The 15,680-nt window shown below is 69.7% G+C and carries 14 protein-coding genes; 7 read left to right on the forward strand and 7 right to left on the reverse strand.

Annotation, left to right across the window (positions count from 1 at the left end):
- The first annotated feature begins 106 nt into the window (after positions 1–106).
- Both JR065_RS03080 and JR065_RS03085 read left to right on the forward strand, forming a co-directional pair.
- Positions 107–409 carry a hypothetical protein gene (locus JR065_RS03080; protein ID WP_206231996.1) on the forward strand — a complete coding sequence of 101 codons (303 nt, stop codon included), beginning with the start codon at positions 107–109 and terminating at the stop codon, positions 407–409.
- A 25-nt stretch (positions 410–434) separates the two neighbouring features.
- The gene (locus JR065_RS03085; RefSeq protein ID WP_206231998.1) at positions 435–695 is read left to right on the forward strand and encodes a hypothetical protein; all 261 of its coding nucleotides are present in this window, start codon (positions 435–437) and stop codon (positions 693–695) included.
- Positions 696–775: 80 nt separating this feature from the next.
- On the opposite strand, the gene JR065_RS03090 is transcribed toward JR065_RS03085, so the two are convergent.
- Positions 776–1,150 (reverse strand): OB-fold nucleic acid binding domain-containing protein, encoded by a 375-nt coding sequence (locus tag JR065_RS03090; protein WP_277420121.1) that lies wholly within the window; start codon positions 1,148–1,150, stop codon positions 776–778.
- Positions 1,151–1,516: 366 nt separating this feature from the next.
- Here JR065_RS03090 and JR065_RS03095 point away from each other — a divergent pair, with 366 nt between their 5' ends.
- On the forward strand, positions 1,517–1,765 hold the full coding sequence (locus tag JR065_RS03095; protein ID WP_241093354.1) for a hypothetical protein: 249 nt from the start codon (positions 1,517–1,519) through the stop codon (positions 1,763–1,765).
- Between the two features lie 51 nt (positions 1,766–1,816).
- Here JR065_RS03095 and JR065_RS03100 read toward each other — a convergent pair whose 3' ends face one another.
- From JR065_RS03100 to JR065_RS03130, 6 genes are all read right to left on the reverse strand, one after another.
- Positions 1,817–5,014, reverse strand: coding sequence for an error-prone DNA polymerase (locus tag JR065_RS03100; RefSeq protein WP_241093339.1), 3,198 nt, complete (start codon positions 5,012–5,014; stop codon positions 1,817–1,819).
- Positions 5,011–6,456, reverse strand: a complete 1,446-nt coding sequence (locus JR065_RS03105) for a Y-family DNA polymerase (RefSeq protein WP_206232001.1) — start codon at positions 6,454–6,456, stop codon at positions 5,011–5,013. The genes JR065_RS03100 and JR065_RS03105 overlap by 4 nt, the downstream gene beginning before the upstream one ends.
- A 10-nt stretch (positions 6,457–6,466) precedes the next feature.
- Entirely contained in the window at positions 6,467–7,102 is a 636-nt protein-coding gene (gene imuA, locus JR065_RS03110) for a translesion DNA synthesis-associated protein ImuA (protein ID WP_206232003.1), read from the reverse strand.
- A complete protein-coding gene (lexA, locus tag JR065_RS03115; RefSeq protein WP_206232004.1) occupies positions 7,102–7,710 on the reverse strand; it encodes a transcriptional repressor LexA in 609 nt (202 codons plus the stop codon). The genes imuA and lexA overlap by 1 nt, the downstream gene beginning before the upstream one ends.
- Before the next feature lie 193 nt (positions 7,711–7,903).
- On the reverse strand, positions 7,904–8,599 hold the full coding sequence (locus JR065_RS21405; RefSeq protein ID WP_241093340.1) for a type II toxin-antitoxin system RelE/ParE family toxin: 696 nt from the start codon (positions 8,597–8,599) through the stop codon (positions 7,904–7,906).
- Positions 8,600–8,665: 66 nt separating this feature from the next.
- Complete coding sequence (locus JR065_RS03130) at positions 8,666–9,901, reverse strand: citrate synthase family protein (protein WP_206232008.1); 1,236 nt, start codon at positions 9,899–9,901, stop codon at positions 8,666–8,668.
- A 119-nt stretch (positions 9,902–10,020) separates the two neighbouring features.
- On the opposite strand from JR065_RS03130, the gene prpB reads away from it, so the two are divergent.
- The 4 genes from prpB (at position 10,021) to acnD (ending at position 15,674) form a co-directional block, all read left to right on the forward strand.
- Complete coding sequence (gene prpB, locus JR065_RS03135) at positions 10,021–10,908, forward strand: methylisocitrate lyase (RefSeq protein WP_206232010.1); 888 nt, start codon at positions 10,021–10,023, stop codon at positions 10,906–10,908.
- A 30-nt stretch (positions 10,909–10,938) separates the two neighbouring features.
- Positions 10,939–11,544, forward strand: coding sequence for a DUF1003 domain-containing protein (locus JR065_RS03140; RefSeq protein ID WP_206232011.1), 606 nt, complete (start codon positions 10,939–10,941; stop codon positions 11,542–11,544).
- A 41-nt stretch (positions 11,545–11,585) separates the two neighbouring features.
- Positions 11,586–12,752: a bifunctional 2-methylcitrate synthase/citrate synthase gene (gene prpC, locus JR065_RS03145; RefSeq protein ID WP_206232013.1), complete on the forward strand. Its 1,167-nt coding sequence runs from the start codon at positions 11,586–11,588 to the stop codon at positions 12,750–12,752.
- A 309-nt stretch (positions 12,753–13,061) separates the two neighbouring features.
- The gene (gene acnD / locus JR065_RS03150; protein WP_206232015.1) at positions 13,062–15,674 is read left to right on the forward strand and encodes a Fe/S-dependent 2-methylisocitrate dehydratase AcnD; all 2,613 of its coding nucleotides are present in this window, start codon (positions 13,062–13,064) and stop codon (positions 15,672–15,674) included.
- Positions 15,675–15,680 lie beyond the last annotated feature (6 nt).

The raw sequence follows: 15,680 nt of genomic DNA on the forward strand, positions 1-15,680 counted from the left end.
ATCGGCTCGAAAGGCAGCAGCCCGTTTCAGCTTCGAGCTAGCGGATGTAATAGCACTGGTTGCGACCGAATAGGCACGACCATGATCCACGCGGCCTCCGCCGAGGATGAAGGCCGCCTTGGGAAAAGCAAGCGGATTACAAATCGCAGAGACGGCTGAATTCGCCGAGTTACTGGTATCTAAAATGACGCAGCAGCGAGCCCGGGAAAGAGCGCCCAGGATTTTATGGTTGCCTCGAGCGAAGTGGCAATCAGTGCAGCTGAAGCTCCGCTGCAAGGATCCATTGGCGTTGATGTTGGGACAGATGGCGCTGGCATATCTGGCGCTGGTGCGCGCGGCGGTGTTGGAGTCGGAATTTGGGCTGCAGGCGGGCCGCAGAACACTCACACTAGCGCGACAGATGATCTGAGGAAGAAATGAAAGGATCGATTATGATGGCGATACTGAAGATTCAGTATGTATCTGGTTTTGTTTTTTGTCTTCTCGGAATGTGCTTCGGTGTACTGGTTTTTGAAAAATTTCGCGATACCGGTGTGCCAATAGCGGGCTCCGATCAGACGCTCAGCGCTTTTGGCTGCGCCATAACCATTTCTGCCATAGCGATCGCCTTCGGACTTGCAGCGTCATTCGTCGCAAAGCATCAATTGCGAAAACAGGGCTCAAATGAAGCCAATGAGCATAAACTCAGGCGGTGATCCATCTGCTGGCGAATGAGCTGAAGGTATTGGCCGATAGGCAATGGGCGCCTTGCATCGGATACTTCGCGTGCTCCGCATCAGTGGAAATCGCGACTGCGGATGTCCAGCCCCAGCAGCAATGGGATCAGGTCTTCGAGGTGGCCGGCGATCAGGTGGCGCACGCAATCGGCGGTTTCCAGGCGGCCGCGCACCGCCAGCAGTTTGGATTCGATCAGCGCCTGGCGCTGGCGATCGGCCAGGCGCCGCCACACCACCACGTTGACCAGGCCGTGTTCGTCCTCGAGGGTGAGGAAGGTGACGCCGCTGGCGGTCTGCGGGCGCTGGCGCATCGTCACCAGGCCGGCGATGGCGACCGCGCTGGCGTGGGGCAGGGCGCGCAGTTCGCCGGAGTGGCGATAGCGGCGCGCGGCCAGTTGCCGGCGCAGCAGCGACCGCTGGCGCAGGCCGAGCAAGTCGGCTGGGGTTGACCGTGCCTGCGCCATCGACGGCGATGGGCGACGCTGCGGCCGCGCTTCGTTCCGCCGATCCGGATTTTCGCTCTGCGCTGGCGGCGTTTCGTCGCAGCGGGGCTGGCGTGAGCGTTGGCGGTGGCTATCTTCCATCGGCGCTGTCCGCGATGAGGTGGATGGCGATACGCGCGGCCTGATGCCACTGTGCTGTTTGCCTGCGCCCCGGCAGCGCGTGCGGCGATGCCGTACGGTGTGCAGGGCTGTCTCGCAGTGCATCAACCCTGCGCGGCCGCATGGGATGACGGTCTTCGTCCCAGGGGAGCCGCTATGAACAACGCACTCGCAGCGCTTGGATTTTCGTGTTTGCTGATGTTGGACCTGCCGGCACAAGCGGCACCGGCCGAATGCGGCAGCTTGGTCGCATCGGCCAGGCTCGTGGCCAGGTATCGCCAGCTGGGCGGGCCGCTGTCGGACATCGCCAGCCACGGTGCGATCGGGTCGAGCAAGGCCAGGCGCGCGCTGGCCGCCACCATCTACCGCGAGCGCCTGGGCGAAGCCGATGCGGTGCAACGGGCGATGCAGGCATGCGACGGTGCGGTGGATGCGCCGTTGCGATAGCGACGGGCTGGCTGTGTTCCAGCGCAACGTGCCGCTGTTGCGCTTGCCGCGTCAGTGGAAATCCCGGCTGCGCGCATCCAGCCCCAGCAGCAAGGGGGTCAGGTCTTCGAGGTGGCCGGCGATCAGGTGGCGCACGCCATCGGCGGTTTCCAGGCGGCCGCGCACCGCCAGCAGTTTGGATTCGATCAGCGCCTGGCGCTGGCGATCGGCCAGGCGCCGCCACACCACCACGTTGACCAGGCCGTGTTCGTCCTCGAGGGTGAGGAAGGTGACGCCGCTGGCGGTCTGCGGGCGCTGGCGCATCGTCACCAGGCCGGCGATGGCGACCGCGCTGGCGTGGGGCAGGGTGCGCACGTCGGCGGAATGGCGGTAGCGGCGCGCGGCCAGTTGCCGGCGCAGCAGCGACAACGGGTGCTTGCCCAGGGTGGTGCCGATCGTGGCGTAGTCGGCGCGGATGTCTTCGCCCTGGGTGGGCAGCGGCAGTGCCACCTGCCGCTCCGGCGTGGCCTGCAGCGCTTCGAACAACGGACGCTGCGCTTCGACGCCGGCCACCGCCCAGCGCGCGCGGTGGCGATGCCCGGCCAGCGGCTTCAGCGCGCCGGCATCGGCCAGGCTGTCGCGCGCCTTGTCGTCGAGCGCGGCGCGGTGGCACAGGTCGGCCAGGTCGCGGAACGGCGCCTGCGCGCGCGCCTGCTGCAGGCGCAGCGCGGCGTCTTCGGCCAGGCCGCGGACCATGCGCAGGCCCAGGCGGATCGCAGGCTGTACTGTCGGATCGGCGCTGTAGGCTTCCAGTCCGCAATCCCAGTCGCTGTAGCGCACGTCCACCGGACGCACCTGCAGGCCGTGGCGGCGCGCGTCCTGCAGCAGCTGGTCTGGGCTGTAGAAGCCCATCGGCCAGCTGTTGATCAGCGCGCAGGTGAACGCGGCCGGTTCGTGGCATTTGAGCCAGCAGCTGGCGTAGGTGAGCAGGGCGAAACTAGCGGCATGGCTCTCGGGGAAGCCGTAGCTGCCGAAGCCCTTGATCTGCTCGAAGATGCGCGCGGCGAATTCGGCGCTGTAGTCGTTTTTCAGCATGCCCTCCATCAGTTTTTGGCGGTGCGGCTCCAGCCCGCCGTGGCGCTTCCAGGCGGCCATCGAGCGGCGCAGTTGGTCGGCCTCGCCGGGTTCGTAGTCGGCAGCGACGATCGCCAACTGCATCACCTGTTCCTGGAACAGCGGCACCCCGAGCGTGCGCTTGAACACCTCCTTCAATTTCTCGGGCAAGTCGTCGGGTTGTTCTTCGCCGCTGCGACGGCGCAGGTAGGGATGCACCATGCCGCCCTGGATCGGGCCGGGGCGCACGATCGCCACCTGGATCACCAGGTCGTAGAACTCGCGCGGTTTCAGCCGCGGCAGCATCGCCATTTGCGCACGCGATTCGATCTGGAACACGCCGATGGTGTCGGCGCGCTGGATCATCTTGTAGGTCTTGTCGTCTTCGGCGGGGATGCTGGCAAGGTCCAGATCGAGGCCGCGGTGCGCACGCAACAAATCCAGCGTGCGTCGCAACGCGCTGAGCATGCCCAGCGCGAGCACGTCGACCTTCATCAGCCCGACCAGTTCCAGGTCGTCCTTGTCCCACTGGATCACGGTGCGCTCGGCCATCGTCGCGTTCTCCACCGGCACCAGCGTGTGCAGCGGATGCTCGGAGATCACGAAGCCGCCCGGGTGCTGCGACAGGTGGCGCGGAAACCCGATCAACTCGCCGGTCAGCACCAGCAGCCGGCGCATCAGCGGCGTGTCCGGATCGAAGCCGCGCTCGCGCAGCAGCTCCTGCGGCGATTCGACGGGGTCGCGCTGGCCGAGGGCGGCCGACAGCGCATCGACGGTGTCGCTGGGCAAGCCCAGCGCGCGCGCCACGTCGCGCACCGCGCTGCGCGCGTGATAGGTGATCGCCACCGCGGCCAACGCCGCCCGCCCGCGGCCGTAGTGGCTGAAGATGTACTGGATCACTTCCTCGCGGCGGTCGTGCTCGAAATCGATGTCGATGTCGGGCCGCTCCTTGCGCTCTTCGGAGATGAAGCGCTCGAACAGCATGCCGATGCGGTCCGGGTCGATCGCGGTGATGCCCAGCGCGTAGCACACGGCGGAGTTCGCCGCCGAGCCGCGGCCCTGGCACAGGATGTGGCTCGACCTGGCGAAGCGCACCAGGTCGTAGACGGTGAGGAAGTAGGATTCGTAGCCCAGGCGCTGGATCACGCCCAGTTCGTGTTCGATCAGGCGCCGCGCCTTCTCCGGCGCGCCGGCTTCGCCCCAGCGCTCGATGACGCCGCGTTCGGTGAGCGTGCGCAGCCATTGCGTCGGGGTCTGCCCGGGCGGCACCAGTTCGTGCGGGTACTGGTAGCGCAGTTGGCCGAGGTCGAACGTGCAGCGCTGCGCGATGCGCACCGACTCGGCCAGCAAGGCATGCGGATACAGCGTGGCCAGGGTGGCGCGCGGGCGCAGGTGGCGCTCGCCGTTGGCGAACAGGTGCGCGCCGGCCTCGCTCAGCGGCAGGCGCTGGCGGATCGCGGTCAGCGTGTCCTGCAGCGCGCGGCGGCCGCGCGCGTGCATGTGCACGTCGCCGCTGGCTACCGCGGGCAGGCCCAGGCGCTGCGCCAGCTGCAGGCGCGCGTGCAGCTGGGCGTCGTCGTCGGGGCCGCGCAGCAGTTCCACCGCCAGCCACAGGCGTTGCGGGAAGCGTGCCTGCAGCCAGGCGCCGTCGGATTCGTCTTCGCGATGGTCGCGCGGCAGCCACAGGCACAGCAGGCCTTGCAGGTCGCCGTCGAAATCCTCGCGCAGCGCGCGATACGTGCCCTTGTCGGCGCGGCGGCGGGCCAGGGTGATCAGCCGGCACAACTGCTGGTAGCCGTGCAGGGTCTCGGCCAGCAGTACCAGCTTGGGGCCGTGCTCGAGCTGGATCTCGCTGCCGACGATCAGCGCCAGGCCGGTGTCCCTGGCCGCCTGCCAGGCGCGCACGGTGCCGGCCAGGGTGCATTCGTCGGTGATCGCCAGGGCGCGGTAGCCGTGGCGGGCGGCGCGTTCGAACAGTTCCCGCGCATGCGAGGCGCCGCGCTGGAAGCTGAAGTTCGACAGGCAATGCAGTTCGGCGTAGTCGGGCAATGCCGTGCGCGTGGACGCGGCGTCGTGCGCCGATACGGATGGCGCGGCCGGCGCCTGTGCCGGCGCAGGCACGGCGTGCAGCCGCGGGCGTGGCGGGGCGTGGCTCATGCGAACCAGCCGTGCAGCATCAGCGCGTCCGGCGCGTCGGCGGGCGCGAACACCCAGGCACGCTGGCCCTGGCGGGTGCGCACGACGTAGTAGTCGCGGCGTACGTCGCCGTCGTCCCACCAGCCGCTCTCGATGCGTTCTGGGCCGGCCAGGCGTTCGGGAGCGCGCTCGCGCAGCGGGATCGGCCGGGTCAGCAGCCAGCCGGGCCGCGGCGGCGCCGCGGGCGCGGGGGCGGCGCTGGCCTTGTGCGCCTTGTGCGGCTGCGCCGGCCTGGCCGATTCGGCGCGCCATGCCTGTTCGGGACGATGGTCGGCATGCGCGCGCAGGCCGTGCACGGCGTCGTCGCCCAGGCGCGCGCGCAGGCGCTCGCGCAGTTGTTCCCAGGGCAGCGCCTGCTGCGCGCGGTCGTCGAACAGTTCGCGCGCGGCCGGCACGAACGGCGGCAGCTCGTCGGCGCGCAGGCGCAGGGCCTGCACCGGCGCCGGCACGCTGGCGTGCTGCAGGCGCCCGCGCGCCAGTTCGAACAGCATCGCCGCCTCGCGCTCGGCGGCGAGCAGGCCGACCGGCACCACGCTGTCGTCCAGGCCCTCGTGTTCCAGGTGCAGCTGGAAGCGCTGCACGCCGCCGTCGCGCCCGGCCAGGAACGCGGCCAGGTCGGAGGTCAGGCGGCGCAGCGGGAACAGCAGCGCCTGGCTGGATTCCACCGCATAGCCCAGTTCCAGCCGCGCGTCGAAGCGGTCCGGCGGCAGGTAGTACTGCAGCGGCAGCGGCGCCTGCCCGCGCAGGGCGTCCAGGTGCTGCAGCAGCGCGGCCGGGTAGCGCCGCGCCAGCGCCGTGCGCGGCAGCGCGAACAGCTGCTGCAGCCGGCGCAGGCCCATCCGCGCGAAGGCCTCGGCCAGGCCCGGCTCCAGCCCGGCGCGGGCGATCGGCAACTGGCCCAGCGCGCGCTGCAGCGCGTGGTTGTCGAGCAGGGCGATGCCGTCGTGCGCGTTGGCCAGCACGCGCGCGGCCAGCGGATGCGGCGCGACCACGATGCGGTGGCGGAAGCCCAGCGCGGTCAGTTCCTCGCGCAGGCGCGCCTCGAAGCGCGGCCACGGCCCGAACAGGCCCAGGCTGGCCTCGATCTCCAGCAGCAGCGCGCCGGGAGAGTCGGTGCTGACCAGCGAACTGAAGCGGTATGCCCAGGCGGCCAGGAGCTGCTGGCTGCGGCGGCTTTCGTCGGGGTCGTGCAGCGCGGTGGCGAAGCGGTCGCACAGCGCCTGCGCGGTGGCCAGCGACTGCCCCGGCTGCAGGCCGCGCGCGCGCGCGGCGGCGTTGACCGCCTTCAGCGTGCGCCGTTGCGGCGGACCGCTGAGCAGCGCCAATGGCTCCTGCGGCGTCGGCCAGCGCCGCAGCACGGTGTCGAGCGCCAGTTGCGGCAGCAGGATGCAGGCCCAGCGCATGCGTGCGTCCTCAAGCCGATGCCGGCGCCGGCATGGCCAACGCGGACAGCGCGATCGGCCGCGCCGGCGGCATGCCGCCGCGGCACTTGAGCACGCGCAGCTGCGCCGGCGCGGCATCGATGGCGATGCGCAGCGCGGCCGGCGACGGATTGGCCGCGGCCTTCAGCGGCCGGTAGGCGAAGCCCAGCGCGCGCCCGGTCTCGGCCGCCACCTGCAGCCGGCGCAGGGTCTTGTCGCCGGCCAGCGCCGGCCAGCACAGCACCGCCGCGCAGCTGCCCGAGCGCAGGCATTGCTCGGCGGCCCAGGCCGCATCCGCACCGGCGCGCACGATCTGCAACTGCGCCAGCGCCACCCCGGCCTGCTCCCAGGCGCCGGGGTAGGGCAGGTACGGCGGATCGACCAGCACGATGCGCCCACCGCCCTGCGACAGCCGCGCCAGCGTCGGCCACAGCAGCTGCAGCTCGCCGATGCCGTCGGCGGCATGCAGCAGCTCGGTCAGCGCCATCTCCGGCCAGCCGCGCGCCGGCAGCGCCGCGTCGAGCGCGGCATGGCCGGTGGGCTGCGCGCTGGGCGGCAGCGCGGCGGGCTGGCCGCGCCAGATGCGCCGTTCGGCGAGCAGGCGGTCGAGGGCGACGACGGCGCCCATCAGCCTTGCCGGATCAGGCCGCAGTACTGCCCCTCGATGGCGAAGTCCTGCCCCGGCTGGACCGCGATCGGCGCATAGGCCGGGTTGCGCGGCAGCAACTGGATGCGCCCGCCATCGTGCCGGTAGCGCTTGATGGTGATCTCCCCGTCCAGCCGCGCCACCACGATCTGGCCGTTGCGTGCGTCGGCGGCGCGCTGCACCCCGACCAGGTCGCCGTCGAGGATGCCGTCGTCGATCATCGAATCGCCCTGCACGCGCAGCAGGTAGTCCGGGCGCAGCGCGAACAGCGCACGGTCCAGGCGCAGTTGCTGGTCCAGGCCGATGTCGGCGCCGATCGGCGCGCCGGCGGCGACCCGGCCCAGCACCGGCAACTGCATCAGCCCGCTGCGCGCACCGGCCTGCGCCGGTCGCAGGCTGCGTGCCTGCTGCGGGACATGATCGAGCAGCCCGGCCTCGACCAGCGCCTGCACGTGCTTGCGCGCGGCGTTGCGCGAGGCGAAGCCGAAGCGCTCGGCGATCTCGGCCAGGGTCGGCGGCCGCCCGGCCTGCTCGGCGCAGTCGTGGACGTAGGCGAGGATGGCGGCGCGCTGGGGGGAGAGGGTGTTCATGGTGTACATTTGTACACCGTTGCAGACAAATTGGCGATGCGGGCCCACTGAATTGAAATGGCTACCCCTATTTGGTAGCCGTCATTGGCTTGCTATGGCTGCATCCGCTGGCGCTGCGCCATCCGGCGCCAGCGCGATCGAGCCCTGGGCAAGTTCGCCGTCGGTCTGTGGACGCTACGGACGCCCTGCATTGTCAGGTTCGTGCATCGGCCAGCGCTTTGCGCTTCGCCGTCGCCGATTTCTTGCCGGGTTTTTTCGCCTGGGCAACGACCAGTCCGATCTGTATCTGATAACCCAGGGCCGTGGCGGCACGGCTCAGCGTATCCAGGGTCAGGCCGGTATCCGTTTCGTCCAGCACGCGATCCAGCTGCGAGCGACTGGTGTTCATGCGCCGGGCCAATGCGGTCTTGGTGAGCTTGGCTGCCTTCATGGCTTCGGCGACTTGCCACGCGATCACGCGCTTGGCCGCGATGGAAGCAGCTTCTTCGAGGATGCCTTCCTCGGTGAGAAAGTCGTCGAAGCTGGATCCGATGTGGGTATTTCGACTCACTGCATCACCTCGTCTCTGCGCCGTTTGGCTGTTTCGAGATCGGACTTCGGGGTCTTGTCCGATTTTTTTGACGATGCCGTGCAACAGCACCATGTCCGATTTCACGATCGTGAAAAAAATCCGCGCAATGCCCTCGGGGATCGTGCTGCGTATTTCCCAGAGGCGATGGTCCATCTTGCGCACCAATGGCATGCCCAGGGGCCAGCCCAGTTGCACCGTCTTCATGTCGCCGCCGATGGTCCTTCTTGCCTGGGCCGAGACTTCTTCCCTGAGCCAGTTCCGCACCGGCTCAGCGCCCGATGCAGAACGGTAGAAGCGCACTTCCAGTGTGGTTTCCATGCGCCATGGTGTACTTATTTATGTACATGCGCAAGCAGCTGCCTTGCGTTCGCGCAGACGCCGTACTCAGCCCGGCGCCGCGCCGTCGGGCATCACTCCGGCATAGCGCGCGCGCGGGCGGATCAGCTTGCCCAGCGCCTGCTGTTCCAGCGCGTGGGCCAGCCAGCCCGACAGCCGGGCGGCGGCGAACAGCACCAGCGCATGGGCGGCCGGAAGCCCGTGGACGAGGCAGATCGCCGCCAGCATGCCGTCGATGTTCGGGCGCTGGCCGCTGCAGTCCTGCGCCGCGGCGATCGCCGCTTCCACATGCCGCAGCTGCGCGCTGCCGCCGCAGCGTTCGCGCAGCAGGCGCAGCACCTCGGCCGCGCGCGGGTCGCCGTCCGGGTAGAGGGCGTGGTGGAAGCCGGGCAGGTCGTCGCCGCGCTGCCAGCGTTCGGCGATGAAGGTGGCCGGGCTGGCGGCGTCCTGCGCGTCGCGCAGCAGGGCATGGGCGCGTGCGGTGGCGCCGCCATGGCGCGGGCCGGACAGCGCGGCCAGCCCCGCGCTGACGGTGGCGTGCAACGGCGCGCCGGTGGAGGCGACCACGCGCGCGGCGAAGGCCGAGACGTTGAGTTCGTGGTCGGCGCACAGCACCAGCGCGGCGCGCACCAGTTCGGCGAAGCCGGCATCGCCCGGCCGCCAGCGGTCGGCGATCAGGCGATGCACCGGCCGGACGTCCGGCTGGATGCCGACCAGCAGTGCGGCGTTCTGCCGCAGCAGGGTGGCGGCGATCTCGCGGCGCACGTTCGGCGCGGCGTTGAGCGGCTGGCGCAGCTCCAGGGCCAGCAGCGGGATGCAGGCCATGGCGCGCTCCAGCGGCGGCAGCGTGGTGTCGCCGGCCAGGGGCGCCACGCGCGCTGGCCAGGGGGCGGCGGGGGCGCCGGCGAACGGGTCTTCGTCCAGGCATTCCCACAGCAGCCGCGCGATGTCCTCCAGGCCGGCGCCCTCGCGCACCGCGGCCACCGCCGAGCGCCCGCGGTAGTAGGGGCTGTCGGGCCGGATCAGCGAGATGCGCGTCTCCAGCACCGGCAGGCCGCGGTCCAGGCTCTGCGCGGCGCCGCGCGCGGCACCGCGGCCGACGCGCTTGCGCTGGGCCAGCCGCTCCACCTCCGCGCGCAGGTAGGCGCGGCTGCGGTGGTCGGCACCGGCGCGGGAACTGAGCAGGCCGCGGCTCACGTAGGCGTAGAGGGTGGCGCTGCTGATGCCGAGCAGGGCGCAGGCTTGCGCGGCGGAGATCAGGTTGCGGTCGGCGGCGGGAGGCATGGGATCCGGCGATAGGTTGATTCATTGAATCAAGATTGATCGGTGCGGGCGATGGTGCCAGATTGGCGGCCATCGCGGAACGGCCGTGCGGGCCGCCGCCCTTCGCTCAGGAGTTCGCCATGTCGCACGTTTCCGCCGGTGCCCGTTTCCGCGCCGCGCTGGCCGCCGAATCGCCGCTGCAGGTGATCGGCGCGATCAACGCCCACCATGCGCTGCTGGCGCAGCGCGCCGGCTACAAGGCGATCTACCTATCCGGCGGCGGCGTGGCGGCCGGGTCGCTGGGCCTGCCGGACCTGGGCATCAACACCCTGGACGACGTGCTGATCGACGTGCGCCGCATCACCGATGTCTGCGAACTGCCGTTGCTGGTGGACATCGACACCGGCTTCGGCCCCAGCGCGTTCAACATCGAGCGCACGGTCAAGGCGCTGATCAAGGCCGGTGCGGCCGCCTGCCACATCGAGGACCAGGTCGGCGCCAAGCGCTGCGGGCACCGTCCCGGCAAGGAGATCGTCAGCCAGGACGAGATGGTCGACCGGGTCAAGGCCGCAGCCGATGCCAAGACCGATCCGGACTTCTTCCTGATCGCGCGCACCGACGCGATCCAGGTGGACGGCGTGGACGCGGCGATCGAGCGCGCCGTCGCCTGCGTGGAGGCCGGCGCCGACGGCATCTTCGCCGAGGCCGCCTACGACCTGGACACCTACCGCCGCTTCGTCGAGGCAGTGAAGGTGCCGGTGCTGGCCAACATCACCGAATTCGGCAAGACCCCGCTGTTCACCCGCGACGAACTGGCCCAGGCCGGGGTGGCGATCCAGCTGTTCCCGCTGTCGGCGTTCCGCGCCGCCAACAAGGCCGCCGAGGCGGTGTACACGGCGATCCGCCGCGACGGCCACCAGCAGGGCGTGCTGGCGACGATGCAGACCCGCGAGGAGCTGTACGAACGCATCGGCTACCACGCCTTCGAACAGCGGCTGGACGCCTTGTTCGCCAACAAGGGCGCATGATCTGCGGCGGCTCCCCCGACGCATAACCGAATGAACACCCACGCCACCGCTTCATCGTCGCCCCGCAGCGGCCGCATCGACCGCCGCCAGACCGCGCGCCAACTGCTGCAGAGCGAACTGGAAAAGCTGCCCGACGCCGAGCGCGCGGTGGTCGAGCGCTTCATCGCCAAGCGCCATGTGGCGCGCGACATCGTCAAGCAGGCCGATCACGACCGCTCGCTGGGCGAGCGCATCGCCGACCGGGTGGCCGAGGTCGGCGGCAGCTGGACCTTCATCATCGGCTTCGGCCTGGTGCTGCTGCTGTGGATCGCGCTCAACAGCCTGGTGCTGGCGCACGGCTTCGATCCGTACCCCTACATCCTGCTCAACCTGTGCCTGTCGTGCCTGGCCGCGATCCAGGCGCCGGTGATCATGATGAGCCAGAACCGCCAGGCCGCCGTGGACCGCCTGCGCGCGCAGAACGATTACGAAGTGAACATCAAGTCCGAGCTGGAGATCCTGCAGGTGCACGAGAAGCTCAACCAGCTGCGCGAGCAGGACTGGGCGACGCTGGTCGAACTGCAGAACCGCCAGATCGCCCTGCTGCAGCAACTGCTCGAGCGCGCCGGGCCGCCGCCGGCCGCGCCCGCGCACTGACCCTCATCGATCACACGACCGCGATACCCGGGAGACAACGCATGAACGACACCACCGCCAGCCAGGCCGCGCCGGCCTTCAAGCCGAAGAAATCGGTGGCCCTGTCCGGCACCGCCGCCGGCAACACCGCGCTGTGCACGGTGGGCCGCAGCGGCAACGACCTGCATTACCGCGGCTACGACATCCTGGACCTGGCGCGCAGCAGCCAGTTCGAGGAGATCGCCTACCTGCTGGTGCACGGCAAGCTGCCCAACAACGCCGAACTGCGCGGCTACAAGGCCAAGCTGCGTTCGCTGCGCGGGGTGCCGGCGGCGGTGAAGGCGGCGCTGGAACAGCTGCCGCCGTCGGCGCACCCGATGGACGTGATGCGCACCGGCGTGTCGGTGCTCGGCTGCGTGCAGCCGGAGAAGGACGACCACAACCATCCCGGCGCGCGCGACATCGCCGACAAGCTGATGGCCTCGCTGGGCTCGATGCTGCTGTACTGGTACCACTACAGCCACAACGGCAAGCGCATCGAGGTGCAGACCGACGACGATTCGATCGGCGGCCATTTCCTGCACCTGCTGCACGGGAGCAAGCCGCAGGACGAATGGGTCGAGGCGATGCACACCAGCCTGATCCTGTATGCCGAGCACGAATTCAACGCCTCCACCTTCGCCTGCCGGGTGATCGCCGGCACCGGCAGCGACATGTACAGCGCCATCGCCGGCGGCATCGGCGCGCTGCGCGGGCCCAAGCACGGCGGCGCCAACGAAGTGGCGTTCGAGGTGCAGAAGCGCTACGACACCCCGGACGAGGCGGAAGCCGACATCCGCGCGCGGGTGGAGCGCAAGGAAGTGATCATCGGCTTCGGCCACCCGGTGTACACGGTGTCCGACCCGCGCAACCAGGTGATCAAGGAAGTGGCGCTGGAGCTGTCCGAGGCGCAGCGCAGCCGCAAGATGTACGACATCGCCGAGCGCCTGGAGGCGGTGATGTGGGACATCAAGAAGATGTTCCCGAACCTGGACTGGTTCAGCGCGGTCAGCTACCACATGATGGGCGTGCCGACGGCGATGTTCACCCCGCTGTTCGTGATCGCGCGCACCGCCGGCTGGAGCGCGCACATCATCGAGCAGCGCATCGACGGCAAGATCATCCGCCCCAGCGCGAACTACACCGGACCGGAAGACCAGCCGTTCGTGCCGCTGGACCAGCGCAGCTGATTGCTCCCCTCTCCCGCCGGGAGAGGGGTTGGGGGTGAGGGTACGGGCGAAGCCTCGTGTTGTTTCGATCGCATGAGCTTCGCTCGTACCCTCATCCGCCCCATGTGGGCTCATTCGCACGAGGCTTCGCCCGTACCCTCATCCGCCCATTGGGCTCTCATTCGCACTAGGCTTCGCTCGTACCCTCATCCGCCTCATATGGGATCTCATTTGCACGAGGCTTCGCCCGTACCCTCATCCGCCCCTTCGGGGCACCTTCTCCCGATGGGAGAAGGGTCCGTCTTCGCTTTATCTCTACTGTAGCCAGCCATGAACAGCCACTACCGCAAACCCCTGCCGGGGACCTCGCTGGATTATTTCGACGCGCGCGCCGCGGTCGATGCGATCCGCGCGGGCGCCTATGCCACGCTGCCGTACACCTCGCGGGTGTTCGCCGAGAACCTGGTGCGCCGCTGCGATCCGGCCACGCTGGAGGCGTCGCTGACGCAGCTGATAGAGCGCCGCCGCGACCTGGATTTCCCGTGGTTCCCCGCGCGCGTGGTGTGCCACGACATCCTCGGCCAGACCGCGCTGGTGGACCTGGCCGGGTTGCGCGACGCGATCGCCGAGCGCGGCGGCGACCCGGCGCAGGTCAATCCGGTGGTGCCCACCCAGCTGATCGTCGACCACTCGCTGGCGGTGGAACACGGCGGCTTCGACAAGGCCGCGTTCGCCAAGAACCGCGCGGTGGAGGACCGCCGCAACGAGGACCGCTTCCACTTCATCGACTGGACCAAGCGCGCGTTCAAGAACGTCGACGTGATCCCGCCCGGCAACGGCATCATGCACCAGATCAATCTGGAGAAGATGTCGCCGGTGGTGCAGGTGCTCGATGGCGTGGCGTTCCCGGACACCTGCGTGGGCACCGACAGCCATACGCCGCACGTGGACGCGCTGGGCGTGGTCGCCATCGGCGTCGGTGGGCTGGAGGCGGAGAGCGTGATGCTGGGGCGCGCCTCGTGGATGCGGCTGCCGGACATCGTCGGCGTGGAGCTGAGCGGCCGGCCGCAGCCGGGCATCACCGCCACCGACGTGGTGCTGGCGCTGACCGAGTTCCTGCGCGCGCAGAAGGTGGTCGGCGCCTACCTGGAGTTCTACGGCGAAGGCGCGTCCGCGCTGACCCTGGGCGACCGCGCCACGATCTCCAACATGACCCCGGAGTTCGGCGCCACCGCGGCGATGTTCTACATCGACCGGCAGACCACCGACTACCTGAAGCTGACCGGGCGCGAGGACGCGCAGGTCAGGCTGGTGGAGACCTACGCCAGGACCGCCGGGCTGTGGGCCGACGAACTGGCCGGCGCGCAGTACGAGCGCGTGCTGCGCTTCGACCTGTCGGCCGTGGTGCGCAACATGGCCGGCCCGTCCAATCCGCACAAGCGCGTGGCCACTTCCGACCTGGCCGCGCGCGGCATCGCCGACGAGGCCAAGCTGCAGGCCGGCAAGGCCGAACAGGCGCAGGGCCTGATGCCCGACGGCGCGGTGATCATCGCCGCGATCACCAGCTGCACCAACACCAGCAATCCGCGCAACGTGATCGCCGCCGGCCTGCTGGCGCGCAACGCCAACGCGCGCGGGCTGACCCGCAAGCCGTGGGTCAAGACCTCGCTGGCGCCCGGCTCCAAGGCGGTGCAGCTGTACCTGGAGGAATCCAGGCTGCTGCCGGAGCTGGAGCAGCTGGGTTTCGGCATCGTCGGCTTCGCCTGCACCACCTGCAACGGCATGAGCGGCGCGCTGGACCCGGCGATCCAGCGCGAGGTGATCGAGCGCGACCTGTACGCCACCGCGGTGCTGTCGGGCAACCGCAATTTCGACGGGCGCATCCATCCCTACGCCAAGCAGGCGTTCCTGGCCTCGCCGCCGCTGGTGGTGGCCTACGCCATCGCCGGCACGATCCGTTTCGACATCGAGAAGGACGTGCTCGGCGTGGACAAGGACGGCCAGCCGGTGACGCTGAAGGACCTGTGGCCCAGCGACGAGGAGATCGACGCGATCGTCGCCGCCAGCGTAAAGCCGGAGCAGTTCCGCCAGGTCTACGCGCCGATGTTCGCGCGCAGCGCGCTGGCCGCAGCCCGGGTCGAACCGCTGTACGCGTGGCGCCCGCAAAGCACCTACATCCGCCGTCCGCCGTATTGGGAAGGCGCGCTGGCCGGCGAGCGCACGCTGCGCGGCATGCGCGCGCTGGCGGTGCTCGGCGACAACATCACCACCGACCACCTGTCGCCGTCCAACGCGATCCTGGCCGACAGCGCCGCCGGCGAATACCTGACCCGCATGGGTGTGCCGGAGGAGGACTTCAATTCCTACGCCACCCACCGCGGCGACCATCTCACCGCGCAGCGCGCCACCTTCGCCAATCCGCAACTGCTCAACGAGATGGCGGTGGTCGATGGCCAGGTCCGGCGCGGTTCGCTGACCCGGCTGGAGCCGGAAGGGCAGGTGGTGCGCATGTGGGAGGCGATCGAGGCCTACATGGCGCGAAAGCAGCCATTGATCATCGTCGCCGGCGCCGACTACGGGCAGGGTTCCTCGCGCGACTGGGCGGCCAAGGGCGTGCGCCTGGCCGGGGTGGAGGCGATCGTCGCTGAGGGCTTCGAGCGCATCCACCGCACCAACCTGGTCGGCATGGGCGTGCTGCCGCTGGAATTCCTGCCCGGCACCACGCGCAAGACCCTGGGCATCGACGGCAGCGAGAGCTTCGACGTGCTCGGCGCGCGCACGCCGCGCGCTGTGTTGACCCTGGTCGTGACCCGCAAGGACGGCGTGCGCCTCGACGTGCCGGTGACCTGCCGCCTGGACACCGCCGAGGAACTGGCGATCTACGAGGCCGGCGGCGTGCTGCAGCGCTTCGCGCAGGATTTCCTGGAGGCGTCCGCCGCCTGATCCGGC

Source organism: Xanthomonas sp., from assembly GCF_017163755.1.
Classification (GTDB): Bacteria; Pseudomonadota; Gammaproteobacteria; order Xanthomonadales; family Xanthomonadaceae; genus Xanthomonas_A.